This is a genomic window from Aliarcobacter butzleri (assembly GCF_900187115.1).
GTDB lineage: Bacteria > Campylobacterota > Campylobacteria > Campylobacterales > Arcobacteraceae > Aliarcobacter > Aliarcobacter butzleri.
In genome coordinates, this window is sequence record NZ_LT906455.1 from 1,389,584 (window position 1) to 1,414,083 (window position 24,500).

At 27.1% G+C, this 24,500-nt stretch carries 26 protein-coding genes; 6 read left to right on the forward strand and 20 right to left on the reverse strand.

Annotated elements, in window-relative coordinates:
- Nucleotides 1–285 carry an EscU/YscU/HrcU family type III secretion system export apparatus switch protein gene (locus CKV87_RS06940; RefSeq protein ID WP_012013050.1) on the forward strand — a complete coding sequence of 95 codons (285 nt, stop codon included), beginning with the start codon at nt 1–3 and terminating at the stop codon, nt 283–285.
- A 10-nt stretch (nt 286–295) separates the two neighbouring features.
- Here CKV87_RS06940 and CKV87_RS06945 read toward each other — a convergent pair whose 3' ends face one another.
- The gene (locus CKV87_RS06945; protein WP_012013051.1) at nt 296–2,032 is read right to left on the reverse strand and encodes an ABC-F family ATP-binding cassette domain-containing protein; all 1,737 of its coding nucleotides are present in this window, start codon (nt 2,030–2,032) and stop codon (nt 296–298) included.
- 105 nt (nt 2,033–2,137) lie between these two features.
- Here CKV87_RS06945 and CKV87_RS06950 point away from each other — a divergent pair, with 105 nt between their 5' ends.
- Nucleotides 2,138–2,647, forward strand: a complete 510-nt coding sequence (locus CKV87_RS06950; RefSeq protein ID WP_012013052.1) for a ClbS/DfsB family four-helix bundle protein — start codon at nt 2,138–2,140, stop codon at nt 2,645–2,647.
- A gap of 36 nt (nt 2,648–2,683) precedes the next feature.
- On the opposite strand, the gene CKV87_RS06955 is transcribed toward CKV87_RS06950, so the two are convergent.
- Both CKV87_RS06955 and CKV87_RS06960 read right to left on the reverse strand, forming a co-directional pair.
- Nucleotides 2,684–3,871, reverse strand: a complete 1,188-nt coding sequence (locus CKV87_RS06955) for a tetrahydrodipicolinate N-succinyltransferase N-terminal domain-containing protein (protein ID WP_012013053.1) — start codon at nt 3,869–3,871, stop codon at nt 2,684–2,686.
- A 101-nt stretch (nt 3,872–3,972) separates the two neighbouring features.
- On the reverse strand, nt 3,973–5,976 hold the full coding sequence (locus CKV87_RS06960; RefSeq protein ID WP_012013054.1) for an HAD family hydrolase: 2,004 nt from the start codon (nt 5,974–5,976) through the stop codon (nt 3,973–3,975).
- 304 nt (nt 5,977–6,280) lie between these two features.
- On the opposite strand from CKV87_RS06960, the gene CKV87_RS06965 reads away from it, so the two are divergent.
- A complete protein-coding gene (locus tag CKV87_RS06965) occupies nt 6,281–6,652 on the forward strand; it encodes a hypothetical protein (protein WP_012013055.1) in 372 nt (123 codons plus the stop codon).
- A gap of 50 nt (nt 6,653–6,702) precedes the next feature.
- On the opposite strand, the gene CKV87_RS06970 is transcribed toward CKV87_RS06965, so the two are convergent.
- From CKV87_RS06970 to hypB, 14 genes are all read right to left on the reverse strand, one after another.
- Nucleotides 6,703–8,550: a primosomal protein N' gene (locus CKV87_RS06970; RefSeq protein ID WP_012013056.1), complete on the reverse strand. Its 1,848-nt coding sequence runs from the start codon at nt 8,548–8,550 to the stop codon at nt 6,703–6,705.
- Nucleotides 8,550–8,978, reverse strand: a complete 429-nt coding sequence (locus tag CKV87_RS06975; RefSeq protein WP_228126934.1) for a type II secretion system protein — start codon at nt 8,976–8,978, stop codon at nt 8,550–8,552. The genes CKV87_RS06970 and CKV87_RS06975 overlap by 1 nt, the downstream gene beginning before the upstream one ends.
- Nucleotide 8,979: 1 nt before the next feature.
- Entirely contained in the window at nt 8,980–9,192 is a 213-nt protein-coding gene (locus CKV87_RS06980; protein ID WP_004509628.1) for a hypothetical protein, read from the reverse strand.
- Nucleotides 9,189–9,383, reverse strand: coding sequence for a hypothetical protein (locus CKV87_RS06985; RefSeq protein ID WP_004509629.1), 195 nt, complete (start codon nt 9,381–9,383; stop codon nt 9,189–9,191). The genes CKV87_RS06980 and CKV87_RS06985 overlap by 4 nt, the downstream gene beginning before the upstream one ends.
- Before the next feature lie 49 nt (nt 9,384–9,432).
- The gene (locus CKV87_RS06990; protein WP_004509630.1) at nt 9,433–9,846 is read right to left on the reverse strand and encodes a hypothetical protein; all 414 of its coding nucleotides are present in this window, start codon (nt 9,844–9,846) and stop codon (nt 9,433–9,435) included.
- Nucleotides 9,847–9,919: 73 nt separating this feature from the next.
- Nucleotides 9,920–10,261 carry a hydrogenase/urease nickel incorporation protein HypA gene (hypA, locus tag CKV87_RS06995; protein ID WP_014468908.1) on the reverse strand — a complete coding sequence of 114 codons (342 nt, stop codon included), beginning with the start codon at nt 10,259–10,261 and terminating at the stop codon, nt 9,920–9,922.
- 133 nt (nt 10,262–10,394) lie between these two features.
- Nucleotides 10,395–11,393: a hydrogenase expression/formation protein HypE gene (hypE, locus tag CKV87_RS07000; protein WP_012013059.1), complete on the reverse strand. Its 999-nt coding sequence runs from the start codon at nt 11,391–11,393 to the stop codon at nt 10,395–10,397.
- Nucleotides 11,394–11,750, reverse strand: coding sequence for a nucleotide pyrophosphohydrolase (locus CKV87_RS07005; protein ID WP_012013060.1), 357 nt, complete (start codon nt 11,748–11,750; stop codon nt 11,394–11,396).
- A gap of 9 nt (nt 11,751–11,759) precedes the next feature.
- Nucleotides 11,760–12,608, reverse strand: a complete 849-nt coding sequence (locus CKV87_RS07010) for an NAD(P)-dependent oxidoreductase (RefSeq protein WP_012013061.1) — start codon at nt 12,606–12,608, stop codon at nt 11,760–11,762.
- A complete protein-coding gene (locus tag CKV87_RS07015) occupies nt 12,605–14,116 on the reverse strand; it encodes an McrB family protein (protein ID WP_012013062.1) in 1,512 nt (503 codons plus the stop codon). The genes CKV87_RS07010 and CKV87_RS07015 overlap by 4 nt, the downstream gene beginning before the upstream one ends.
- On the reverse strand, nt 14,109–15,272 hold the full coding sequence (locus CKV87_RS07020) for an McrC family protein (RefSeq protein WP_012013063.1): 1,164 nt from the start codon (nt 15,270–15,272) through the stop codon (nt 14,109–14,111). Before CKV87_RS07020 ends, CKV87_RS07015 begins: the two co-directional genes overlap by 8 nt.
- Before the next feature lie 8 nt (nt 15,273–15,280).
- A complete protein-coding gene (gene hypD / locus CKV87_RS07025) occupies nt 15,281–16,405 on the reverse strand; it encodes a hydrogenase formation protein HypD (RefSeq protein ID WP_012013064.1) in 1,125 nt (374 codons plus the stop codon).
- A gap of 13 nt (nt 16,406–16,418) precedes the next feature.
- Entirely contained in the window at nt 16,419–16,700 is a 282-nt protein-coding gene (locus tag CKV87_RS07030) for a HypC/HybG/HupF family hydrogenase formation chaperone (protein WP_012013065.1), read from the reverse strand.
- Between the two features lie 125 nt (nt 16,701–16,825).
- Nucleotides 16,826–17,647, reverse strand: coding sequence for a hydrogenase nickel incorporation protein HypB (hypB, locus tag CKV87_RS07035; RefSeq protein WP_012013066.1), 822 nt, complete (start codon nt 17,645–17,647; stop codon nt 16,826–16,828).
- A 198-nt stretch (nt 17,648–17,845) separates the two neighbouring features.
- Between hypB and CKV87_RS07040 the strand changes: the two genes are divergently transcribed.
- Together CKV87_RS07040 and CKV87_RS07045 are read left to right on the forward strand one after the other, a co-directional pair.
- On the forward strand, nt 17,846–18,400 hold the full coding sequence (locus CKV87_RS07040; protein WP_226790344.1) for a hypothetical protein: 555 nt from the start codon (nt 17,846–17,848) through the stop codon (nt 18,398–18,400).
- Between the two features lie 87 nt (nt 18,401–18,487).
- Nucleotides 18,488–20,461: a methyl-accepting chemotaxis protein gene (locus CKV87_RS07045; RefSeq protein ID WP_012013068.1), complete on the forward strand. Its 1,974-nt coding sequence runs from the start codon at nt 18,488–18,490 to the stop codon at nt 20,459–20,461.
- A 17-nt stretch (nt 20,462–20,478) separates the two neighbouring features.
- On the opposite strand, the gene CKV87_RS07050 is transcribed toward CKV87_RS07045, so the two are convergent.
- On the reverse strand, nt 20,479–21,321 hold the full coding sequence (locus tag CKV87_RS07050) for a YitT family protein (RefSeq protein ID WP_012013069.1): 843 nt from the start codon (nt 21,319–21,321) through the stop codon (nt 20,479–20,481).
- Between the two features lie 14 nt (nt 21,322–21,335).
- Complete coding sequence (locus tag CKV87_RS07055) at nt 21,336–22,571, reverse strand: BaiN/RdsA family NAD(P)/FAD-dependent oxidoreductase (protein WP_012013070.1); 1,236 nt, start codon at nt 22,569–22,571, stop codon at nt 21,336–21,338.
- A gap of 76 nt (nt 22,572–22,647) precedes the next feature.
- On the opposite strand from CKV87_RS07055, the gene CKV87_RS07060 reads away from it, so the two are divergent.
- Nucleotides 22,648–23,754, forward strand: coding sequence for a DUF808 family protein (locus tag CKV87_RS07060; protein ID WP_012013071.1), 1,107 nt, complete (start codon nt 22,648–22,650; stop codon nt 23,752–23,754).
- Nucleotides 23,755–23,897: 143 nt separating this feature from the next.
- On the opposite strand, the gene CKV87_RS07065 is transcribed toward CKV87_RS07060, so the two are convergent.
- Complete coding sequence (locus CKV87_RS07065; protein ID WP_012013072.1) at nt 23,898–24,479, reverse strand: hypothetical protein; 582 nt, start codon at nt 24,477–24,479, stop codon at nt 23,898–23,900.
- Between the last annotated feature and the right edge of the window lie 21 nt (nt 24,480–24,500).

Consider the following 24,500-nt stretch of genomic DNA (forward strand, 5'->3'; position numbering starts at 1 on the left):
ATGCAAGAAGATATAAACAAAAACTTTATACAAAAAGCCGTTGCTTTAAAATATCAAATGGAAAAGGACAATGCTCCAAAAGTTACTGCAAAAGGAAAAGGTGTAACTGCTTCAAATATCATAAAAATTGCAAAAGAGAATAAAATTCCTATTCAAAAAGATGAAGATTTGATAGAACTTTTATCTCAAATTGATATAGATAAAGAGATTCCAACTTCTATGTATAGAGCAGTTGCTGAGATATTTTCTTTTATTTATGATTTATCAAATAAGGCTAAGAAGTAAACTTTAAATATTAAAGTTCACTCATTTTTTCTTCAAAATCTTTATTTATCTGCTCTATTTTCTCCATAACTTCTAAAATAGAGTTTTCAACTTTTGTTTTTTCTATTCCAAAAAGTGTAGAAGCTTTATTTTCTAACTCTTCAAGTTGTGCTTTTAAAGGTTTTAAATCTTGGCTTTTTTTTGCAACTAATTCTGCTCTTAATTTTTTGCTCTCTTTTTTATTTACTTTTGGTTTTTCAACTTTTTTCTTTGGTTCTTCTAAATCATCTTCCCAACCAATTTTCTCTAAAAACTCATCATAAGTTCCATTGAAATAATCAGCTCCATCATTTGTAAATACAATCAATCTATCACAAACAGCTCTAAGTAAATCTTCACTGTGAGTTACAATAATACAAGAACCTTCAAAAGCTTTTATAGCATTTGTAAGTGCTTCAATAGAATCCATATCAAGGTGGTTTGTAGGCTCATCAAGAAATAGTAAATTTACATCTTGAGCGATAATTTTCCCAAGCATTACTCTACTTTTTTCACCTCCACTTAAAAGTGAGATTTTTTTCTTTGCATTATCACCACTAAACATCATCAATCCACAAATATTTCTTATAGTTGATTCAGCTAGTTTTACATTTACAGAGTGAATTTCATCCATTATTGTATTATTTTGGTTTAGATGAGAAATATTTGTTTGCCCAAAGTGTCCAAATACACAACTTGGATGATAATCTACACTTCCAGTTAGTTGTTTTAGTTCACCTGCAAGAACATTTAAAAGTGTTGATTTTCCTTTTCCATTTTTTCCTATAATTCCAATCGTTTCACCTTTGTTTAATGCAAAAGTTATATCTTTAAATAAAATATTTTCTTTTGTATATCCAAAACTTACATCTTTAACTTCAAGTAAAAATTTAGCACTTGTATCTTTGTAATTAAAATCAAATTTTAGATTTCTATCGTATTCAATATCTTCTAAAATATCCATTTTTTCTAAAATTTTTACTTTTGATTGAGCTAAATTTGCAGTTGCTGCTCTTGCTTTATTTTTTGCAATAAACTCTTCAAGTTCTTTGATTTTTTTCTCTTGTGCTATTTTTTGCTTTTCGTAGTGTTCATCATTTTGTTCTAATAATTCATAAAACTTTTTCGTCCCACCTTGTACCATAAAAGCATTTTTTCTTATAATTCCCATAGTATGAGTACAAACACTATCCATAAAATCTCTATCGTGAGTGATAAGTATAACTTCACCATCAAAAGATTTTAAAAAAGCTTTTAGCCATCGAATAGATAAAATATCAAGGTAGTTTGTAGGCTCATCAAGTAAAAGCATATTCGGTTCAGTTAAAAGAAGTTTTGCTAAATTTATCCGTATTTGATAACCACCTGAAAAGCTTTTTGGCTCTTTTTGTAAATCGCTTTCACTAAATCCTAATCCAAATAAAATCTTTTCAGCTTTATAGATGTTGTATTTATCATCTTCTCCTAAAGCTAAAGCTGTTTCGTCTAAAAGTGTTTTTTCTGTAAAATCAAAATATTGTTTTAATGCTCCAATTTTATAGTTTTTTGGTATTGCAATTTCACCACTTTCAGCATGTTCTTCACCTAATACAAGCTTAAAAAGTGTCGATTTTCCTGTACCGTTTCTCCCAACTAATCCAACTTTATCACCTTTATTTAATCGTAGGTTTAAATCACTATAAAGCTGGTTTGTAGGATAACTTTTTGATATGTTTATTAGTTCTATCATCTATGTCTCTTTTATGTAAATTCTATTTTTAAAGGTGGGATTATATGATATTGTCAGTTATATTATCATAAACTCATTTTTTTAATATTTTAAAAAGGAGTTTTTATGGCTGTTCCAGTAAATAAAGAAGAGTTAATTCTTGCAATAAATACAAACTACATAAAACTCAAAAAAGAGTTAGAAAATATTCCTATCGAACTTACAACTTTAAAAGATTTAGAAGGACATTCAAAAGGTACTTTAATGTCTATTAATAATCTTTTATCATATCTTCTTGGTTGGCAAGAATTAGTCTTAAAATGGAATGTAAAAAAACAAAATAAAGAAGAAGTTGATTTTCCAGAAACAGGTTATAAATGGAATCAATTAGGAAAACTAGCACAAAAATTTTATGATGATTATAAAAATGATGATTTTAATACTTTGCTTTTCAAACTAGATAAAAGAGTTGAAGAAATTTTAAAACTTATAGAAAATAAATCAAATAAAGAACTTTATGAAATTAGTTGGTATGAAAAATGGACTTTAGGAAGAATGATACAATTTAATACTTCATCACCATACACTAATGCTAAAGCAAGAATAAGAAAATGGAAAAAAAGTCATAATATTTAAAATAAAAAACAAGAAAAATTCTTGTTTTTTATTAAATTAGTGTAAATCAGCGTTTAATTTGATTTCTCTTGTACTTCTCATAGCAATTGTTTGACCAGTTGAAGAATTTACTCTAAAGTGAACTCCATTTACTCCGATAAAATCGCTACCTTTCATAACATTAGAGATTTCTTTTCCAGGATTTATAGCTTTTAGTTGTTCTACTGCTTTATCTGAAAGTGCTATTTTAGTTCCAGGAAGGATTGTAACTCCAGCATCTAAAATACAACCATCACCAATAGTTGTTCCTGTACAAGAGTTTGCTCCTAAAAGAGTGTTTTCTCCAATAGTAACAGGTACACCATCTGTTCCACTTAATACTCCAAGAATTGAAGCTCCTCCACCAACATCACTTCCAGCTCCAACAACAGCACTTGAAGATATTCTTCCTTCAACCATAACGCTACCTAAAGTTCCCGCATTGAAGTTAATATATGCAGCTCCTGGCATAACTGTTGTTCCAGCTGCTAATTGTGCTCCCATTCTAACTTTTGAAGTTTCTAAAATTCTTGTGTTATCAGCAGGAATAACATGTTGTAAGAATCTTGGGAATTTATCTACAAAATCAATATTTGGATATTTTGCACCAATTTTTAAAACGATTTCATTTGCTCTTAGCCAATCAAGTTCAATTGGTTGATTTCCTATCCAAGCGCAATTGTGTAATTTTCCAAATGCACCATTTAAATTAAGGCTTCTTAATTTCGCTTTTCCAGTTGAAAGTGCATAAAGTTTTAAATAAACAGATTCTGTACTCTCAGGTGCAGTATCTTCAAAAATAAATACAACTCTATAATCATCTGCTGTTAAACCAGAATCTATTGGAAGAGATGCTAAAGTTGAGATAACTTGAACATTTTTATGTGCTTCACCTTTTGCTTCAGGGATAAAAGGTCTAAAAGCTTCAATACAAGAAGTTAGAAATTCATCTGAAATTTTACATACTAATTCAGATTTTGATGTATCAACATTTTCTCCAGCTACTTTTAAAGCATTTAAAAAAATTGCTGCACTTCCAAAGTTCTCATTCCAGTTAATTACTGGAAAAGTTGCTTGAAGTATTTTATCTTTATTTAATTGTCCTCTATCAACTCTTGCAATACCAAATCCAATTGGATTTTTGTACCAAGATTGTGCTTGAATATCTTCTACTAATTGTTTAAATTCATCTTTTGTATAAGCCATTAGTTCTTAATCTCCTATAAAATTTTCGTATATTGTACTATAAATAAGACTAATATTAGGTTAATTAAAAGGTAGTACAAAAATACTATCTTGCAAAAGCTTTAATTTTCTTCTATTTTTAAAGATGTTTTTATTTTCTCTAATTTATTTTCAATTCTTTTTATAAGCTTTGCATCTATTTTTTTATCTAAACCTTTATATGGTTTAAAATTGTATTCTCCATCATAACATAAAATATCCTCTACTTTGTTTCTTTTTGCATAAAGTTCTTTTATTTTTGTTGCTTCTTTATCTTTAGAAGGTGCAACTAAAAGAGAATAAAGTATTGCACAAGCAACACCAAATTCCAGATTTTGAGTTTTTAAATCCATATTTTGTGCTGAAAAAATATTACCTAAAACTCTTTCATCTTTTTGAAGTTTTCTTAAAGGATCTCGTCCAACTCTATGACAACTATCTTTAAATGAGACTCTACATCGTTTTATAAAATTATTTATAAACTCTAAAATATAACTTTTTAATTCTGGTGTTTCATTTATCAAAAAAGGCTTTATCTCATTTTCCATAATTCTTTTTGCTAAAGAATATACTCTTTTATCTCCAATTCCTTGTCCTATTGTTTTATATCCTAGAAGGGAAGAGTACCAAGCTATAATTGCGTGTGTTCCATTTGAAAGTTTATTTTTAATATTTTGCATAATATCTATATTTGATACCGTTTTAACTTGTCTTAATGTATTTAAAATTGGACTATTATTATCAGCATAAATCAAAATATCTGGTTCACTGGAAAATAAATCTATATTTAGTTCATCTATTTCAGATAAATTTTCTTTAAATTGTTTCAAAGCATTTGATAGTGGAATATTTGAAACCATACGATTAACTACTGTTTCGCAAAAATGAGTATTATTGATGATTTGTGTTGCTTCTTTATCTTCAATTATTGTTTTAAGAGATTTTAATATATGTCTTTTTACATATTTTTTTGCGCCTATTTTATTCATTACAATTAAAATAGTGAGTTTTTTATCATGCTTTTTATATCTTGCTTTTAATCCTAAAGCTATATTTATCGCTTGGGTTTTTATTGCAGATTCGGGAAGAGTTAAAGCTATAATATCGCTTTCAATATACATTTTATCTATAGCTTCACGGTCATTTAAATCAATAATATTGATTCCTCTAATAGTTTGATGATATGCAATACTTTCATATTTTATAGTATATTTTCCAGATGAATTTATCAAATCTCTTAAAAGAACATTTTTTGAAGCACCTGTTATTTTTTCTGGACGTGTATACCCATCCCAATGAAGAAAAATTTGAGACAAATAACCTCCACCAATTGCACCAAAACCGTGAATTCCTGCTTTAAAAGAATCTGTACTTTGAGGAAAATGTTCATTTATAAGTGGTGGTTTCATCTTTGAAGTGTATAAAGCTAAATCTAAAACGAAATCTTTCATATTTTGATATCTTTTAAAAACTTTTTGTAAAATTTCTTCATTTGGATCTTTTATATCTTTGATATAAATTGGTAGTGTATTTGCATCTAAAGCAGATATTAGACCATTTTGCGAATCTTCAAAAACTAAACATTTATTTGGTTGACAGTTTAGTTCTTTTGCAGCTTTTATAAAAATATCAGGGTTGGGTTTTCCTTTTTTTATTTCATCTCCACAAACTGTAATATCAAAAAAATGCATTACTCCTGCGTTTAAAAGATATTGTTCTGCTATTTCTCTTCTACTTGAAGTTGCAAGCGCTATTAAAATACCATTCTTTTTTAATCTTTCTAAAACATTAAATAAACCTTCTTTTATTGGTACTCCATTTTGTTTTGTCCAATTAATTTCAAGTTCATCTGCGAGTTTCCTTATCTCAATATAAGGATAATTTTCATCATATTGTTTTTTAATCAGTTCTTCCGAAGCTTTTGCACTCAAGCCCAAACATTGCGTTAAAATCTCTTCAGATAAACTCTCACCAAAAATCTGTTTTGAAGCTTGCTGAATCATTCTCATTCTTAACTTTTCAGTATCAAACATCGTACCATCCATATCAAAAATGGCAGCTTCTATCTCTTTATTATCAAATATCATATTGCTTTTACCTCCTGTGCTGTTTTGATTCCTTTTATGTTGATATTTTTGTTATTTTTCTTTCGAAAACCCTTCGATTTTAGCAGTTTTAAATAAATGTTTACTTTATCGATAAATGAAAAGAAGCCTTTTTTATTTATGAAAGTATCATTCATTTCCTATATATTGGTAAAGTTAAAAAAATTATGAAATTTTAGATATTTTCAATTTTATACCAAATTTTTCGGAATTTGCTGTATATTTTTTGTATATATAATTTTCTTTATGCTATTATTTAACCAAAGTTTTTAAGAGGGAAAGTGAAATGTCTTCAGCCGATAATATAATAAATGATTTTAATATTGGTTTTCTTAAAACAGCTGATAGCCTTAGAAGTCGTATTAATTTTCAAGAAAATTCTGAATATTCAAGTTATGAAGAAACTTTAAATCAAGTAAGTTCTTCACCTATTGACCCATCAAATAACTATCTTCAAGTAAATAATTTTGCACTTGATAGACAAGATATGGTAATTCCTGAAAAAGTTGATATTGACACTGCTTCTGTTCAAGAAACAAATGTAAATACACAAGAAGAAGAACAACTAAGTTATAAAAATGATTTTTTAAAAAATATGGGTGTTGATTTACAAAATAAGGCAGAATTAATGAGAGCATTATTAAGTAGCGCCGAATAATTTTTGCTAAATTAAACAAGGCTTTTATAAAATTGGCTTTGTTTTTTATATTAGTAAATTGTATCCATATCTATTGAAGCATTTGCTGAGTTTATTGAGTGTAAAGTTTGAAGTAATGCTTTTACATTATTTGAACGAAGAATGATTTCATATCTATATTTGTTTGCTATTTTAAATATAGGACTTTGTCCAAAACCTACAACCTCTACATTTTTATTTTGTTTAAAAAGTTTTACATAAAAATCCATTTCATCTTTCACTTTTAGTCCATTTGTATGAGAAAATGTAACTTTTGCCATTTTTAAATATGGTGGATATAAATCTTTTCTAAACTCTAGTTCACTTTGTAAAAACTCTTCATAATTTGACTCATTTAAGTAATAATCAAAAAACTCTTGATTTTTTGTTTGAATTATCACTTCTCCAAAACCACTTCTTCCACTTCGTCCTGATATTTGAATAAGTAGTGAGAGTGCTTTTTCTCTTGCTTTATATGAATTCATATTTAAAACCGAATCAATTCCAAGAACAACAGCAAGCTTCACATTATGATAATCATGTCCTTTTGAAAGCATCTGAGTTCCAACTAAAATGTCTATTTTCCCACTATTAAAATCATTTAAAATAGTTTTTAGTTGATTTTCTGTTTTTATCTCGTCTCTATCAAATCTTTTGATATTTTTTTGTGGAAAGATAGCTTTTAATTCCTCTTCAATCTGCGCAGTTCCAACTCTTAAATTATGAATAATTCCAGTTTTACAGCTAGGACAAGAGTTTGGAATTTGTTGAGTATAACCGCAATAGTGGCATTTTAAAGCCAAATCATTTTTATGTAAACTCATAGAAACACTACAATATGGACATTCAACTGATTTTCCACAAGTTGTACAAATTTGATATTTAAAATTTGCTCGTGTTGGCAAAAAAACTATAACTTGATTTTGGCTATTTATCGTAGTTTCTATTTTATTTAAAATCTTTGGAGATAAATTCATATCACTATCTTCAAAACTATAAGCTTTATTTGTTTTATGGTAAGTTTCATCAAGCCTAAAAAAAGGTATTTTTAAAAATGAACTAGAAGATGGTGTTGCACTTCCAAGAATAAGTTGTAAATTATACTTTTTAGCTATATAAATACTCAAATCTTTTGTATGAAATCGCGGTTTTGAATCACTTTTATAAGAATCATCATTTTCTTCATCTACAACAATCACGCCCAAATCTGAATATGGTAAAAAAAGTGCAGATCTTGCTCCTGCAATAAGTTTTATACTTCCTTCTTGTAAACCTTGTAAAATTTGTGCTTTTTTCTTTTTTGTAATTTTAGAATGCCAAATAGCTACACTTTTAGCAAAAACTTTTTCCAATCTTTTTTGCATTTGAGGAGTTAAAGAGATCTCTGGCATAAGTAAAACTGCTTGTTTACCACTATTTAAGCACTCTTCAATAATTTTTATATAAATTTCTGTTTTTCCAGCACCTGTATTTGCAAATAAAAGTGCTTGTTTTTTTTGTTTTAAAAACTCTTTGGCTTTTTCTTGTAAACTTGATAAAACTATTTTACTATCAAATATTTCTTCATTTAAAAGTTGTTTTATATTTTTATCAAAAGGGTTATAAATACTAAGAGCTTCACCTAAAGAACAAACATAATATGTAGAGATAAAACTTGCAATTTCAAGCATCTTTTCATCATAAAATTCATTTGTAATTTCACTAATATCTGTACATTTAAAATCTGGTTTTTCAACTATTTTTACAATAACTGCTTCATCTAAAGCTTTTCTTTGTTTTAATTTTATTAAAACTTTTGTTCCAATTTTTATTTCTTCTTCACTTTGAAAAGTAAGATTTTCTAAAGGTGATTTTAATAAAGCAAGTTCATAAAAATACATTAATTAAGCTCTTTGCAGATATCTTCTTGGCTTTTACAAACAAAAGAGTTATTTTCCAAAACAAAATTTATAGGATTTGATTCTAAATAAAAAATATAACTATTTTGCGAAACTTTTGCCCAACTTCCTAATTTTCTATCACTTGTATTTGTAGAAAGAATAGAAAAATCAATAACTTTTTTGAATAACTCTTGATTATTTACATTTGTTGAAGCATCATCTAAAGATGAAATATTTGGAAGATTACTTAAAAGTATATTTTTGTTTTTCTGTTTTGAAATTCCTGATTGAATAAGTGCTAATTGTGATTTTAAAGTTACAAGATGAGTTTTATTGGTAACTTGATTAAATTTAGTCATTGCAAAAGTTGTTATTATAGCTACAATTAAAAGCACTACAATAATCTCAATTAAAGAAAAAGCTTTTATATCAAAGCCCTATAAGTTTATTTGTTATATCTTCAACTTCTTTTTGAAATTGTCTATATTCATAAGTTAGTTCAAGATAAGCTTTTAGTAAATCTTTTGTATCGTTATTATTATTCAAATCCAAATATTTTGTTAATACACCTTTTACTTCTTCATCAATATTTAAAGTATAAGCCATATTATTTATATGGAATGTAACCTCTTTTTTTGTCACTTTTGTACCTTCAATAACGTCAATGTACTATCTATTTTTAGAAACATATCTTGATTATTTCTAATTAATTGATCATTTTCATTTTTTAATTTCTCAATTTCTTGCTGTAACGCAATATTCTCAAGTTTTAATTTTTCATAATCATAAAGTAAATTATCAATTCTATTGTTTAATATTTCTAAAATTTCCATAACGAAATTCTATCCAAAATTTCTTGTTAATTAAATTTTAATTAATAATTTAACTAACTTTTTCTTCATTTATAAATATTTTTGCAACCTCATAAAGCATAGCAACTGATTTTCCCCATTGAGAATAGTCATTTACATCTTTTATATCAATACCAAAACTTTTTGAAATTTTTTCTATTAAAATTTGTTCATTTATATTAAAGTTGTGGTCAATATGTATTAAAATCATTAATTCCAAAATTACAATTCTTTTACTTGCTTCTGATTTAAAATCTTTTAAGATATTTTCTAAACTGAAATTTTCCATATCAAAAGAGTCTAAATTCTCAATTCCCATTTCTGTACAATATTCTAAGATTATTTCTTCTTCTCGTTTACCAAAATTATTATCTATTCTTGCTAGATAATGAGCTAATTGTAAAAAAGAGAATTTTTCTTTTGATTGTAACTTCATTAATAACATTGCAGTTCCTATTTTATGATTTTAGATTAACATTATTATAATATAAATTGATTAATATTTAGTAAATAATCATTCACTCCATCTCTAAACTCATCAAATACATATCTTCTCCATCAGTTACAGTCAAGTTTGTGCTTTGACATTTTGGACATGAAAATTCATGTTTTTCTAAAGTTGATTTAGTGTTACAATCCTGACATAAAATCTCTATTTTTTGATGATTTATCAAAAATTGCGCATCGTGGCAGACTGTTTGTTCTTTAAAAGTATCAAAAGCCGTTTGAAGAAGTTCTGGCTCAACTCCACTTAAAACTCCAATCTTTACTACTACTTTTGTAACTTTTTTTGCATCATTTGACTTTGCGTGTTCTTCACAACTTTCTAATAAAGATTGAACAATACTATATTCGTGCATAATAGTCTCCTTTTTAAATGTCCCATTCAAAAAGGGACCTTTTCAATATTAAGTATTCTTTTTTAACACAGAAATAAATTCTGTTAAAAAGAAGCAAAAACTCTAAAGAGTGCAAAAAGTTGCACTTAGTTTATCAACATATTCTGGGAAGCAGTTCACCGCTTGGTGTATCTAAAAATCTTTTTGTTCCCCAAGAACTATTTAAAATAACTTTTTGTGGATATTGAGCAGTTACTTTTCCAATAATAGAAGCATTTTTTGCCTCTTCAAATTTATGTAAAACTTCTATTGCTTTGGCTGCATCATCTTTTGATATAGCAAGTACAAATGTTCCTTCATTTGCTAAGTTTGTAGCTTCAAAACCAAGCATTTCACAAATTCCTTTTACCTCATCACTTACTGGAATTTGTTCTTCTTCTACTTCTATACAAATATTTGATTGTTTTGCCCACTCATTTAATACAGCACTTACTCCACCTCTTGTAGCATCTCTTAAAGCTGTTATCTTAACACCAGCATCTATCAAAGCTTTTACTTGAGGATATAAAGAGTTACAATCACTTTTTAAATTTGAGTGCATATCCATACCCTCACGTGCAGTAAATATTGTAGCTCCATGTGCTCCAATATCCCTGCTTACAAGTATCAAGTCATCTTCACTAATATTGTTTGAACTTATTCCACTATAAAGTATTTCTCCAATACCAGTTGTATTTATAAAGATTTTATCAACTGCACCACGTGGTACTACTTTTGTATCACCACTTACTATTATTGCTTCATTTTTTGCTAACTCTTCTTTCATAGAGTTTACTATGATTTCAAGCTGTTCTACTTCAAAGCCTTCTTCAATTATAACTGAACAAGTAAGATATTTTGGCTTTGCTCCCATCATGCTCAAGTCATTGCAAGTTCCACAAATGGCAAGTTTTCCTATATTTGCTCCATTAAAAAAAAGAGGACTAACTGTAAAAGAATCTGTACTAAAAGCAAGCTTTCCATTTTCTATAACTGCTGCATCTTCACTTTTTTCTAAAATGTCATTTTTAAAAGCATTATAAAATACCTTTGTTATAAGCTCATTGTTCTCTGCACCTCCGTTACCGTGTGCTAATGTTATTGTTTTTGTCATTTATCTATTTTCCCTACTCTTACTATATTTTTTACTTCCACCTTGTGATGTTTCTGCTGGATATTTAGCTTCATTTTTTGTCATCTTATTTAATATCGCCTTTTCTAGGTCTATATCAAGCTTCATACAAATTCTTATAAGATAAATAGCAATATCAGCAACCTCTTCTTTTGTATGTTCTTTTACATCCTCTGGTAAGTTCATACACTCTTCAAAGTTTAGCCATTGGAAAATCTCATTTAGTTCACCTACTTCGCCATTTAATGCCATAACTAGATTTTTTGGATTATGAAAACTTTCCCAATTTCTATCATCACTAAACTTTTGAATTCTTTGTTTTATTTTTTCTATATCCATAAAAAACCTTTATTCATAATATTTACAAATAGCTTGAGTTCCTAAATCGCCATCACCATTTTTTTCAAGTGTTTCATATATCTCTAACACATCTTTTAATACTTTTAGGTTTGGCATCTCTTGATTTGCTATTTTTAAATCTTTTACCATATGTTTTATATAAAAGCCTGGTTCAAACTCTCTTTTATACATCTTTGGAGCATTATTTGTAAGATGAAAACTTTGAGCTGCTCCATTACTAATACTTGCTAACATAGTTGGTATATCAAGTCCCATTTTTTTGCCATAGGCAATAGCTTCACTAACTCCTGCCATAACACCAGCAATTGCTATTTGATTTGCCATTTTTGTATGTTGTCCACTACCTGCATTTCCAGCATAAACGATAGTTTTCCCCATCGCTTCAAATAGTTTTTTACAAGCTTCAAAATCTTCTTTTTCTCCTCCAACCATAATAGATAAAGTTGCATTTTTAGCTCCTATATCTCCACCTGAAACGGGAGCATCTAAAGCTTTTAGATTTTTCTTTTTAGCCTCTTCGTGGATTTTTACAGATAATGTTGGAGTTGTAGTTGTCATATCTATCAAATATGAATTTTGTGAAGCAGAGTTTATAATTCCCTCTTGTGAAAGATAAACTTCTTCTACATCTTTTGGATAACCAACTATTGTGATAATCGCATCTTTATTTTGTACACACTCTTTGATAGTCTCACAAAAAATAGCACCCTCTTTTATACTATCTTCTACTTTAGCTTTATTTCTTGCATAAATACTTACTTCAAATCCATTTTTTAGTAAATTTGAAACCATAAATTTGCCCATAACTCCAACACCAATAAATGCTACTTTTTTCACTCATTATCCTTTCTATTTAAAATCTCTATTGCTTTGTTGTAATTTGTTTCATCACCGTAAAAATACTCTTCTAAAAGTGGTTTGATTTTATACTCTTTTACAAACTCTAAATTATCTTCGTTTTCTATTTTCATAAAATAACTATGTCCTAGTTGATAATCTTTGCCTATTGTTTTTTTTATATATTCGTTTAATTCTTTCATTAAAGCTTTTGCATTTTCATTTTTAACTAACTCTTCTTTTGGTTTCATTTTCAAAAATGTAAATCTTCTTCTTAATGCTATATCAATAGTTGCAATTGATTTATCTGTACTATTCATAGTAGCTATAATATATAAATTAGATGGAATTTTAAACTTCTCTTTTGAATATGGAAGTGTAACTTCATAAGCATCTCTTTTATCTTCTTCTATAAGAGTTATTAGTTCACCAAAGATTTTAGAGATATTTCCTCTATTTATTTCATCTATTACTATATAGAAGTTTTTTTCTTTTTCTTCAATACTTTTTTTATTATCATTAATTATTTCAACTATCTTTTTAGCAATTGGATAATATAACCCACCTAAAGAAATAGTATCTTTTTTAACATCTAAATTTTTTATATCACTTGGTTTTTGAACTTCATTATTAAGTATTGATTGAACAACAGTTTCTAAATCTGATTTTTTAACATATTGTGTATCTTTAGCATTAGAAGATTGAACTTTTATAGTCTTTTCTTTAAATTCATGAATAACTATTTCAACATTAGAAACACTATATATTTTATCTAATTCATTTTCTATGTATTGAGTTCTTAATATATCAAAAGCTTCATCAAAAGAAATATGTTGGAACTTTGTTTCTTTTACTTGATTTTTTGCTTTATTACAAATTAATTTAAATATCCCATCTTCTAGTTCTATATGAGTATTTTCACTAGGTCTAAATCCTTCAATAAAATCTTCATAAGAATAACTTTGATGGAAAGTTACAAACTCTACTCTATTATCTTTTTTTGCTTCGTCGAATTTAGAATAATTAAAATCATTTGTAGTCTCATTTTTTGAGATTGTATCAAAGATAGTTTTTTCACTTTCATCATTTTCAATCATAGTAATCAATCTTTTATAATTATGAGTTTTACCAACACCAGGAGCACCATAAAGCATAATATTTTTTGTTTTTATATTTATTTTTTCTAACATATTACTTTCTCCATTATTTTTATATTCTAAAAATTTTATATATTGATATAAAGAACTACTTGAACTATTACCATCATTAAGTTCAAAAATTTTATTTTTTCCTTTAAATTTATCTTGAATTTCTTTCACTTCATTTAAATCAGTTATTAAAAATAAATTTTTGTAACTATCAGTCTTATAATATTTATTCAATTTTTTAGGTATTTCTTCAGACAAAATTTTTATTTGGTCTTTTATAGTATTCTCAGAGAAATCATTATTATATATTGTTTTAGAATTTTCTAAAAATTTTCTATACTCATTATAAATATTATCCATCTAAATGCCCTAACCTTTCCATTATTTCATCAATATACTCTTTATAATTATTCCCACTAAAATTTAAATCAATAGTTCGTATTTTTAATTTTACTTTTTTATCATCTTTTCCTAAAACTAAATCATATTTTATATTATCTAAATGTTTTGGATATAAAAGCATCACATTATCAACTTTATAATTTATACCATAACTAAAAGCTTGAAGTTTATCACTTTGTTTTATATCTTCTATTGATTTGATTTTTTTATATTTTGTATCTATTATTTGATTTTCTAGTATTATATCTGGCTTTAAAGTTAAATTTCCAAAATTATCTTGATTTTGTATTTTTGCATTATTATCTAATTCTTTTACCATTCTAGCTATAAACTTCTCAAACAATACATTCATATCAAATAAAAAAGCAAATGATTTTTTATCTTGACTAAATAAAAGAATAGATTGTTTCAAAAGTAAAATTGCTATTTCAAAACTTGTTTTAAATCGTAGATTTAATCTATCAAAATTAATAGTTTCAAGTCTATTTATATCTATTTGTTTATATTCAACCTCATCAAAAATGAGTTCACATTGTTTTAGAAGTTTTTTATCTTTGACAAACTTTTGTAGATATTTTACAGTATATAAAAAAAATTGATTTAAACTATTATTTTCACTAAATTCATCATATTCACAATAGATTTTATTTTTTGTGAAATTATATTTTAGATTTTCATTGATTAAATATTTCCCTTTTAAAACTGGAAGATTATCTTGTTTAGTTAAATACTCTTTATATAAACCTTTTTTAAGTTCCTGTAAAAGTCCATTTGCAAACATTTGAATAAATACTTCTAAAATTGTATGTTTTTGATTTGCACAACTTGCTATTTGTTCATTCGATAGTTTTACATCATAGGCATACATCAACATATAAATAAATATATTTAGATTTTGTTCATCATCTGGTTTACTATTGCGATTTGCAATTTTTGGCAAGATATAAAAATCTTGATTGTCAAAATTTAAAATCCCACAATATTGTCTAGCTTTTAGAGTTTTCCAATCAAGTTTAAAATATTGATGAAGAGAAGAATTATCTATAATATGTGTTTTTAATTCTCTATTATTTTCTTCTTTTATCTCTTCATATTCATATATTGTATTTTGCATTTACTATTTTACAACAAATTCCCATATTTATAATAAGCACTACAAGCACCTTCACTGCTTACCATACAAGAACCAATAGGATTTGTTGGAGTACATACATTTCCAAAGATTTTACAATCAGTTGGTTTTGCAACTCCTTTTAAAATCTCAGGACATTTACAAGCTTTATTCTCTTTTACTTCTTGTGTAGGCAATATATCTTTATAAACTATTTTTGCATTATATTTATCAAACTCATCTTTTAGTTCATAACCACTATTTTCTACTTCTCCAATTCCTCTAAATTTAAAAGGAACTTTTTTGAAGTATTTATTTATAAATTCTTGAGCCTTTAGATTTCCCTCATAAGATACCAGTCTTTTATACTCGATTTCCAAATTGGCTCTTTTTTCTTTGAACTGTTTTACTATCATTGAGATACTTTGCATCACATCTACTGGTTCAAATCCACTTACAACAACTGGTTTATTATAATCTCGTGGAAATTCTTCATATATTTTACTTCCACTAATAACACTTACATGTGATGGTCCTAAAAAAGCATCGATTTTACAATTCTCATCTTGAACTAATACTTGCATTACTTCAGGAACTGTTATATGATTTATATGAAACAGAATATTTTTTATATCTTGTTTTATTACTTGCTCCATTAAAGCACAAGTCATTGGAGTTGTTGTTTCAAATCCTATTGCAAAAAATACTACTATTTTATCTTTATTCTCATCTGCTATTTTTAAACAATCCATAGGAGAATAGACAAATCTTACATCAGCACCTTCACTTCTTGCTTTTTGTAAACTTCCTTTACTTCCAGGAACTTTTATCATATCTCCAAGTGTTACAAGTATTACATCTTTTTGTAAACTTAACTCATAAGCACTATCTATTCTATCTTTTGGCATAACACAAACAGGACAGCCAGGTCCATGAATAAAGTTTATTTTTTTATTCAAAAGTTGTGGTATTCCATACTTCATAATAGTATGAGTATGTCCTCCACAAACTTCCATAATATTTATAGTTTTATCATAATCTTTTAAATCTTCATCTATTAATTTTTTATATGCTTTTATAACTTTTGAATCTCTAAAGCCATCATATAAATCTTTTAGTTGTAACTCTTTTTCCATAATATTTTACACTTTATCTATTTGGACAGTTTTGTGATTCTTCAATAGCTGCTAAGCGGTCATCTTCTTCCATTTTATCTATGATTTCTTGATAAACTTTTAGAGATTCTAAGGCATATTCTTCATCTATTTTATTCATAGCAAAACCTATATGAATTAAAACATAATCTCCTACTTTTACCTCTTGATCTATCAAATCTAAACTAGCACTTCTTTCAACTCCCATAGTATCAACTACGCAAGTGTTCATTTGCGTATCTATACTTTTAATTTTCGATGGTATTGATAAACACATATAATTTTTTCCTTTTTCTTATTTATAAAACAATTTTATGAATGATTCTGCAACGGATGGGTAAAAATCTTTGATTTTTGGGTACCCACCGTGAAGCCTAAATGAATAAAATTCGTTTTAGAAATTTATCGCATCTTTCTTTTGAAATTTATCCAATCAATTACATTTTGTAAAGATTGTTTATCTTTGATATTTACTTCTAAAATATCTACATTTGGTTTTAGTTTTCTAGCTTCTACTTTCTCTTTTTCAATATCATAATCAAAATATGGAAGTAAATCTGTTTTTGTAATAAGAATTAAATCAGCGCATCTAAACATAACTGGATATTTTGCTATTTTGTCTTCTCCTTCAGGAACTGAAACTAAAACAATATTTAAGTGAGTTCCCACATCATAAGATGCTGGACAAACTAAATTTCCTACATTTTCCACAAAACAAACATCAATACTATCTAAAGAGATGTCATGTAAACCTTTATGAACCATAAATGCATCTAAGTGACAAGCACTTCCTGTTTGTATCTGAACTGCATTTATTCCTTTTGCTTTAAGTCTATCTGCATCTCTTGAAGTTTCCAAATCACCTTCAACAACTGCAAATTTAAAATCAACCATATCAGCAATATTTTCTAAAAATGTAGTTTTTCCACTTCCTGGACTTGACATTAAGTTTATTCCTAAAACTTTGTGATTATCAAAATGAGCTCTATTATGAGCTGCTTCGTGATCATTTTTATCTAAAATTTTTTGAATAACTGAAATTGTTTTTGCATCATTTAATTGTGGATTATGATGTAGTGTTTCGTGTGCTGCTTGATGAGATGCACTATCATGTGAATGATGATGAGAATGTCCATGATTATGGTCATGGTCGTGATGATGATGATCATCATGATGATGTTGATGTTCGCTTCCTGCTATTGTACAACCGCAATCTTTACACATATTTCTTCCTTTTAACTCTATTTTGATGAAGTTTAACCCAAAAACTCTAAATTTTGTATAATAACTTTTGAGCACTTATATATTTTTAGAACAAATTTGATAAAATATTTTATGAATTGTCCAAATTGTGAAAATAATACCTTTTATATACTAGCAAATGACTATATTAAGTGCAAAAAATGCGCAAAAAAACTATCTTTGAAAAAACTTGAAAAAGATAAATTAATCATTGAAAAATTTTGCGAAGATAAAAATGCACTTGAAACTGCAAAAGAGTTAGATTTAAATTACAAAACTGTAAAAGATAGATTTGATTTACTTAGAAGAAAAATAGCCATTTTTCTTGAAGAAGAGTACCAAAATTCTATAAAAGATTACAGTGAATATGAAGAGTTTTATTATATAAAAGAGAGAGAAAAACATAAAAAGAAAAAATCTCTAAGTGAAGCTATAAATATAATAGGATTTTACTCAAATGGAAAAGTTTATACTCTACTTATGCCAAAAATTGGAAATCGCGCTTTTGATATAGAAGATGGATTTATTCAATATCTTAATTGGTATAAAATTCACTCACAAAATTCCCACCAAACAAAACTAAATGAGTTTTGGAAATACATTGAATTAAACTTAAAAAAATACAAAGGAATTGAAGAAAATAATTTTTTCTATTACCTAAAAGAGTATGAATTTAAGTTCAACTATAAAAAATGTAACCAAATTACCATTCTAAATAATATTTTCTTATCTTAATTATAATCTTTTCTTTTTTTTAATCTTTTTATAAGCAATTTATTTATATTTTAAGTATAATTTTGAATATCATAAAAGGGGGAGTTTATGCTAAAAGATGTTTCTACTAGAAAAAAGTTATTTTTATTACCAATAGTATTTATTGTTGTAATTATTGCCTGTGCTTCGATATTTTTATATTTTGAAAGTAATGCAAATGCAAGACAAAATGTTGTTAAACAAACAGATATACTTATACAACAAATGTTAAAAGGAAGAATTTCTGTTTATCAATTTTTACAAAATCCAAATGAACAAACTGCTTTAAAAGTAAGAAATGATTTTTCTGATTTACAAGCAAATCTTAGAGATTTAAAAACTAAATTAGCTGAAAAAGAAAATATTGATTTAGTTGGCGAACTTTTAGATTTATCTGGAAGATATCTATATTTATTTGATAGAATGTATCCTATAAAAATTGCGCAATTTAATGGAACTTTAGAAAATAGTGAACAACTTACAAGTATTATCAAAGAGATTGCAAATACTGGTCTTACTTTAGAAGATAAATTAAATCTTATTAGCAAAAACTCTGCTGAACTTAAAGATAAAACTTTAAAAAATATGGATATTATATTAGTTATAACTATCATCCTTGCGATTATTTTCTTCGTATCATTCTCACTTTTCTTAGCAAATAGTTTGATAAAATCTTTAGCTAATTTTGAAAATGGATTATTAAGCTTTTTTGACTTTATAAACAATGATAATAACGGCAAAATAGAGTTTTTAGACGATAGTTCAAAAGATGAATTTGGTACTATGGCAAAAGCTGTAAATGAAAATATTGAAAAAACGAAAAGAACTTTAGAATCTGATAAAAAGTTTTTAGGTGAAATTGATGCTATTGCAGAAGATATAAAAAATGGATTTTTAAATAAAAGGCTAAACAATAAAGCTGAATCTAGAAATTTAGAATCTTTAAGAGAGCATCTAAATGATATGTTCCATAGTTTACAAATAAAAATTTGTACAAATATAAATCATGTAACAGAAGCTCTTGAAAAATATGCAAAACTTGATTTTACATATAGGATTCCTAATTGTAAAAGTGGTGTAACAACTGGTTTAAATAATCTTGCAGATATTATAAATGAAATGCTTGTTGAAAATAAATCAAATGGTTTAACTTTAGGTGGAAGTAGTGAAATTTTACTTAAAAATGTTGATTTGCTAAATAGAAACTCAAATGAAGCTGCTGCTGCTTTAGAAGAAACTGCAGCTGCTGTTGAAGAGATTTCAAGTAATATTTCAAGCAATACAGATAATATTATTCAAATGTCAAGACTTGCTTCAAGTGTTACAAGTTCTGTAACAAATGGACAAACACTAGCAAGCCAAACAACAAGTGCAATGAATGAAATAGACAAAGAAGTAAATGCTATAAATGAAGCAATTACAGTAATTGACCAAATTGCCTTCCAAACAAATATTCTTTCTCTTAATGCTGCTGTTGAGGCTGCAACTGCTGGAGAAGCTGGAAAAGGATTTGCTGTTGTTGCACAAGAAGTACGAAACCTAGCAAGTAGAAGTGCTGAAGCTGCACGCGAAATAAAAAATCTAGTTGAAAGTGCGACACAAAAAGCAGATCAAGGTAAAAAAATATCAGAAGATATGATAAGTGGATATAAAGCACTAAATGAAAATATAATACAAACTATTGAGCTTATAAAAGGTGTTGAATCTTCAAGTAAAGAACAACTTGCAGGAATTGAACAAATAAATCACGCAATCAACTCTTTAGACCAACAAACTCAACAAAATGCACAAATTGCATCTCAAACTTATGGTGTTGCTGTTCAAACTGATACAATTGCTAAATTAGTTCTTTCAAATGCAAATGCAAAAGAATTTATTGGTAAAGATGAAGTTAAAGCAAAAAATCTAGAAGAGACAACAAAAAATATAGGAGTTGTAAATATCAAAAAATCAACGCCAAAAAAACAAGAAACACAAATCAAAAAGTCTCAAAATGAAATAAAACCAACAACAAAAGATGATGATGAATGGACAAGTTTTTAAAACTTGTCTATTTTAGATTATTTTGAACCTCTGCCTAAAAACTCTGAAGCTTCTGTTATTATCATAAAAGCATCTGGGTCATATTTTGTTATCAAATTCTTTAATAAATCAATTTTACTAGCTTCAACTGTAACATAAATAATAGTTTTATTTTGTCCTTGATGAAGTCCAATTCCTGTTAAAATTGTACCGTGTTCTTCAATTCTTTCTCTTATTTGCTCTTTTAAAACTTCTACATTATTTGAAACAATATTTACTATTTTTTTAGAAGGACGACCTGTTAAAATCATATCAATAACTCTAATTCCAACATAAACACTAATCATACTATAAAGGGATTTATTTATATCGTTATAAACAAAAACCGATGCAAACATAATTGTTGCATCAATAGCAAGTAAAACTTCTGCTGCTTTATATTTTGTTTTTTTAGCAACTATCTCTCCAACAACCGAAGTACTTCCTGTCGATGCTCTTCCTTTTATTACAAAACCAACACCTAAACCTATAAAAATCCCACCAAAAATTGCAGCTAATAAAATATCATTTGTCATCGGTTTTATATGTAAAACTTCTTTTAAAACATCTGTAAAAGTCGATAAAAGAATAACTACAATAAATGTTTTAAATAAATAGTATTTTCCAAAATATATGTATGACATAATCAAAAATGGAATACTAACTATCGCCATAAAAATACCTAAAGTAATTTGAGGGAAAAGTGCATGTAAAAGTAAAGAAATTCCTACTCCTCCACCTGTAATTATCTGATTTGGAGATAAAAAACATACTGTTCCAAATGCCATTGCTAATGAACCTAATACTATATATATATAATGTTTTAAATTTATTTTTTTCATATTTTTCCTAATTCTTATTTATTTAATTTTCCAGCTAAAAAACCACTTGAAAAAGACCATTGGAGATTATATCCGCCACAAGGTCCATCTATATTTACAACTTCTCCACAAAAGTATAAACCATCTACTATTTTACTTTGCATAGTTTTCGAATCAATCTCTTTTAGTTCAACTCCACCTCTTGTAATCATGGCATTTTTAAATCCCTCATGACCTATAATTGTAAAAGGTGTCCAAGCTAATGTTTTAACCAATTTTTCTCTTTTTATTCCTTCAATTTGTTTAAATCGTAAACTTGTATCAATCTGGCAAATATTTAAAATCTCAGTTGCAACACTTGTTGCAAGTAGAGTTTCTAAATTTTCTAAAATAGTATGTGTTGGATTTTTTGCTATCTCATTTTTTAGATGAGAAAAAATCTCTTCTTCATTTTTTCCTTTTAAAAAATTTATCAAAAGTGGAACTTCACTGTGTTTTGCTAAAATAGGAGTAATTTCTCTTGCAAAATCCAAAATAACTGGACCTCTTAAACCCTCTTTTGTAAAAATCAAATCTCCAACAAGTTTTAAGTTTTTGTATTTAGGAATATTTACTTTTAAAATAGCTTTTGCAATCGTATCAGCTTTACAAGAAGCAAAGTTTTTCTCTTTTGTCATTAGTGGCATCATAGCGGGATGAGTTGATGTGATACTATGACCAAAATCTTTTGCATAGATATATCCATCACCAGTTGCTCCAAGAATTGGATAACCCAAACCTCCAGTTGCTATGATGATATTTTTTGATTTATAGATTTTATCTTTTGAAGTTATGATAAAAATATCATCTTCTTTTTTTATAGTTTGTATTGCAACTGAACACTCAACTTCCACTCCAACTCTTTTTAGTTCTTCATCTAAAGCACTTAAAATTATACTTGAACTATGATTTACAGGAAATACTCTAAAACCATCTCTAGCTATTGTTTCAACCCCAATTTTGGCAAAAAAATTTCTTAAATCACTTGCATTAAAAATTTCCAAAGCATGGCTCATAAAACGACCATTTTTACCAAACTTTGCCATAAACTCTTCAGTTGATAAAGTATTTGTAAGATTACACTTTCCTCCACCTGTTGCTTTTAGTTTAGCTGCGATTTTTGGAAGTTTTTCAAGAAGTAAGACACTATTTTTTTCGCTAGCACAACTAATACTAGCTAGGATTCCAGCAGGTCCCCCACCAATAACTATACAATCATAAATATTTTTCAAAATAAACCTTTTTATTATCGCTATATTAACTAAAATTAAATAATATTCTATTTTAAAAATTATAAAAAGGATTTTAATGGCTGGAATATTGGGCTATTTATCTATTTTAGCTGATGATATTGGATCACTTGCTGGAAAAACTATGGCAACAACTGCAAAATCTCTTGCTACTTCACTAGATGATATTGGGCTACTTTTTGATGATATTGCAACTTATACAAAACTTGCAAGTATAAAATCAAGTGGTCTTTTAGTTGATGACCTTGCAGCAATTGCAAATTTTACAAATGAAACAACTTCAGAAATCCTAAAAAAAGAGCTAGAAAAAGCAAAATCAGTTGAAGAATTTCAAGAAAATATAAAAAAACTAGATACTAAAACTCAACAAGAAATTATTTTAGAGTTAGAACATATAAGAAATGTAGCAATGCTTGAAGCAAAAAGAAAAGCAGCACTTAGAGAGCTTCCAATTGTTTATAAAATTGCAAAAGGAAGTTTTATAAATAAATTTATCATCATTCCTATTGTTTTACTTTTAAGTTATCTAGCACCTTGGGCAATAGCTCCTATTTTAATCATCGGAGGAGCATATTTAGCTTATGAAGGAGTTGAGAGTATCTTAGAAAAGTTTTTTCACCATGAAGAACATAATGAAGATAACAATAAAAAAGAGATTTCAAATGAAAACTTTGAAGATGAGAAAGTAAAAAGTGCTGTAAAAACAGACTTTATTTTATCTTTTGAGATTATTGTAATTAGTTTAAGTTTACTTGATAATAGTGATTTTTTAACTAAACTTTTTGTTCTAATTAGTGTTGGAATTTTGACAACTATTTTTGTATATGGAATAGTTGCATTTATCATAAAACTTGATGATATAGGTTTTTATTTACAAGAAAAAAGAAGTGAAATCTTACAAAAAATTGGAGATGGTTTTGTAAAAGCTATGCCATATATTATAAAAGTTATTGGTGTTTTAGGAACTATTGCTATGCTTGCTGTTGGTGGAGGAATAATAGCACACGAAACACATATTTTAAGCTCATTTAGTGAAACTTTAAAAGCTGTTCCTCTTGGTGGATTTTTTAGTGAGATACTATTGGGAGCAATAGTAGGATATATTGTTGTTTTAGTAGTACCAATATTTTCAAAAGTAGCAAAAAAAGTAAAATTAAGTAAGTAAAATTACTTACTTAATAAAATATGTATTTGCCATATCTGCTAAAATATAAAGCACTAAAAGTGCAAAAATAATCTTGCTGTAATTCATAAAATCATTTCTAGCAAATATAATTTTTCTATTTTTGCCATACTCTTCTCCCTTTGTTAATGTTTGCTACTATATCTATTTATTCCAAATCTTATATTAGTAGTACCATTTGGTAATTCTACATCTTCTAAACTCTCTACTTTTATATGATACCTACTAAGCCTTTGTAAATCTGCTAACATAATATATTTGATTCCTGACTGAGTAAAACTACCATAAAGGGGAATAGTTACTATCTCTTCTATTTTTTCTATATTTTTTAACTCTTTTTTTATCCATCCAGTAGGCTTTAAAATTCTTATTTTTATATCATCACTAGCCCAACCAAGAGGGGTAAGAGTAACTTTAAGTTTAAAAAAGACATTATCGTCTTCCGATATTTTCTTACCATCAGCTCCATCTCCATAAGTAATCATTCTTTCTATTTGATAGTTTTCATCATCTACTTTATCATAAGGATGCCTAACTAATAAATAAAATTCTACCCAAGACCCCCAAATATTCCAAGGAGCTTGAAAGTCTGTTTCATAAACCGTTCCTTTTTTAGAAAAATCAACTGTTACATAAAATGGAGCTTTTTTTTCATCTGCATTTAAACTAAGTGATAATAATATCAAAAAACAAAACCAATTTCTCACATATTTCCTTCATAAGTATTT

Bases quoted from the DNA above. Each gene is read 5' to 3' on its own strand.
- CKV87_RS06940 (WP_012013050.1), top strand. From the start codon at position 1: ATGCAAGAAGATATAAACAAAAACTTTATACAAAAAGCCGTTGCTTTA.
- CKV87_RS06945 (WP_012013051.1), bottom strand. From the start codon at position 2,032: ATGATAGAACTAATAAACATATCAAAAAGTTATCCTACAAACCAGCTT.
- CKV87_RS06950 (WP_012013052.1), top strand. From the start codon at position 2,138: ATGGCTGTTCCAGTAAATAAAGAAGAGTTAATTCTTGCAATAAATACA.
- CKV87_RS06955 (WP_012013053.1), bottom strand. From the start codon at position 3,871: ATGGCTTATACAAAAGATGAATTTAAACAATTAGTAGAAGATATTCAA.
- CKV87_RS06960 (WP_012013054.1), bottom strand. From the start codon at position 5,976: ATGATATTTGATAATAAAGAGATAGAAGCTGCCATTTTTGATATGGAT.
- CKV87_RS06965 (WP_012013055.1), top strand. From the start codon at position 6,281: ATGTCTTCAGCCGATAATATAATAAATGATTTTAATATTGGTTTTCTT.
- CKV87_RS06970 (WP_012013056.1), bottom strand. From the start codon at position 8,550: ATGTATTTTTATGAACTTGCTTTATTAAAATCACCTTTAGAAAATCTT.
- CKV87_RS06985 (WP_004509629.1), bottom strand. From the start codon at position 9,383: ATGGAAATTTTAGAAATATTAAACAATAGAATTGATAATTTACTTTAT.
- CKV87_RS06990 (WP_004509630.1), bottom strand. From the start codon at position 9,846: ATGTTATTAATGAAGTTACAATCAAAAGAAAAATTCTCTTTTTTACAA.
- hypA (WP_014468908.1), bottom strand. From the start codon at position 10,261: ATGCACGAATATAGTATTGTTCAATCTTTATTAGAAAGTTGTGAAGAA.
- hypE (WP_012013059.1), bottom strand. From the start codon at position 11,393: ATGACAAAAACAATAACATTAGCACACGGTAACGGAGGTGCAGAGAAC.
- CKV87_RS07005 (WP_012013060.1), bottom strand. From the start codon at position 11,750: ATGGATATAGAAAAAATAAAACAAAGAATTCAAAAGTTTAGTGATGAT.
- CKV87_RS07015 (WP_012013062.1), bottom strand. From the start codon at position 14,116: ATGGATAATATTTATAATGAGTATAGAAAATTTTTAGAAAATTCTAAA.
- CKV87_RS07020 (WP_012013063.1), bottom strand. From the start codon at position 15,272: ATGCAAAATACAATATATGAATATGAAGAGATAAAAGAAGAAAATAAT.
- hypD (WP_012013064.1), bottom strand. From the start codon at position 16,405: ATGGAAAAAGAGTTACAACTAAAAGATTTATATGATGGCTTTAGAGAT.
- CKV87_RS07030 (WP_012013065.1), bottom strand. From the start codon at position 16,700: ATGTGTTTATCAATACCATCGAAAATTAAAAGTATAGATACGCAAATG.
- hypB (WP_012013066.1), bottom strand. From the start codon at position 17,647: ATGTGTAAAGATTGCGGTTGTACAATAGCAGGAAGCGAACATCAACAT.
- CKV87_RS07045 (WP_012013068.1), top strand. From the start codon at position 18,488: ATGCTAAAAGATGTTTCTACTAGAAAAAAGTTATTTTTATTACCAATA.
- CKV87_RS07050 (WP_012013069.1), bottom strand. From the start codon at position 21,321: ATGAAAAAAATAAATTTAAAACATTATATATATATAGTATTAGGTTCA.
- CKV87_RS07060 (WP_012013071.1), top strand. From the start codon at position 22,648: ATGGCTGGAATATTGGGCTATTTATCTATTTTAGCTGATGATATTGGA.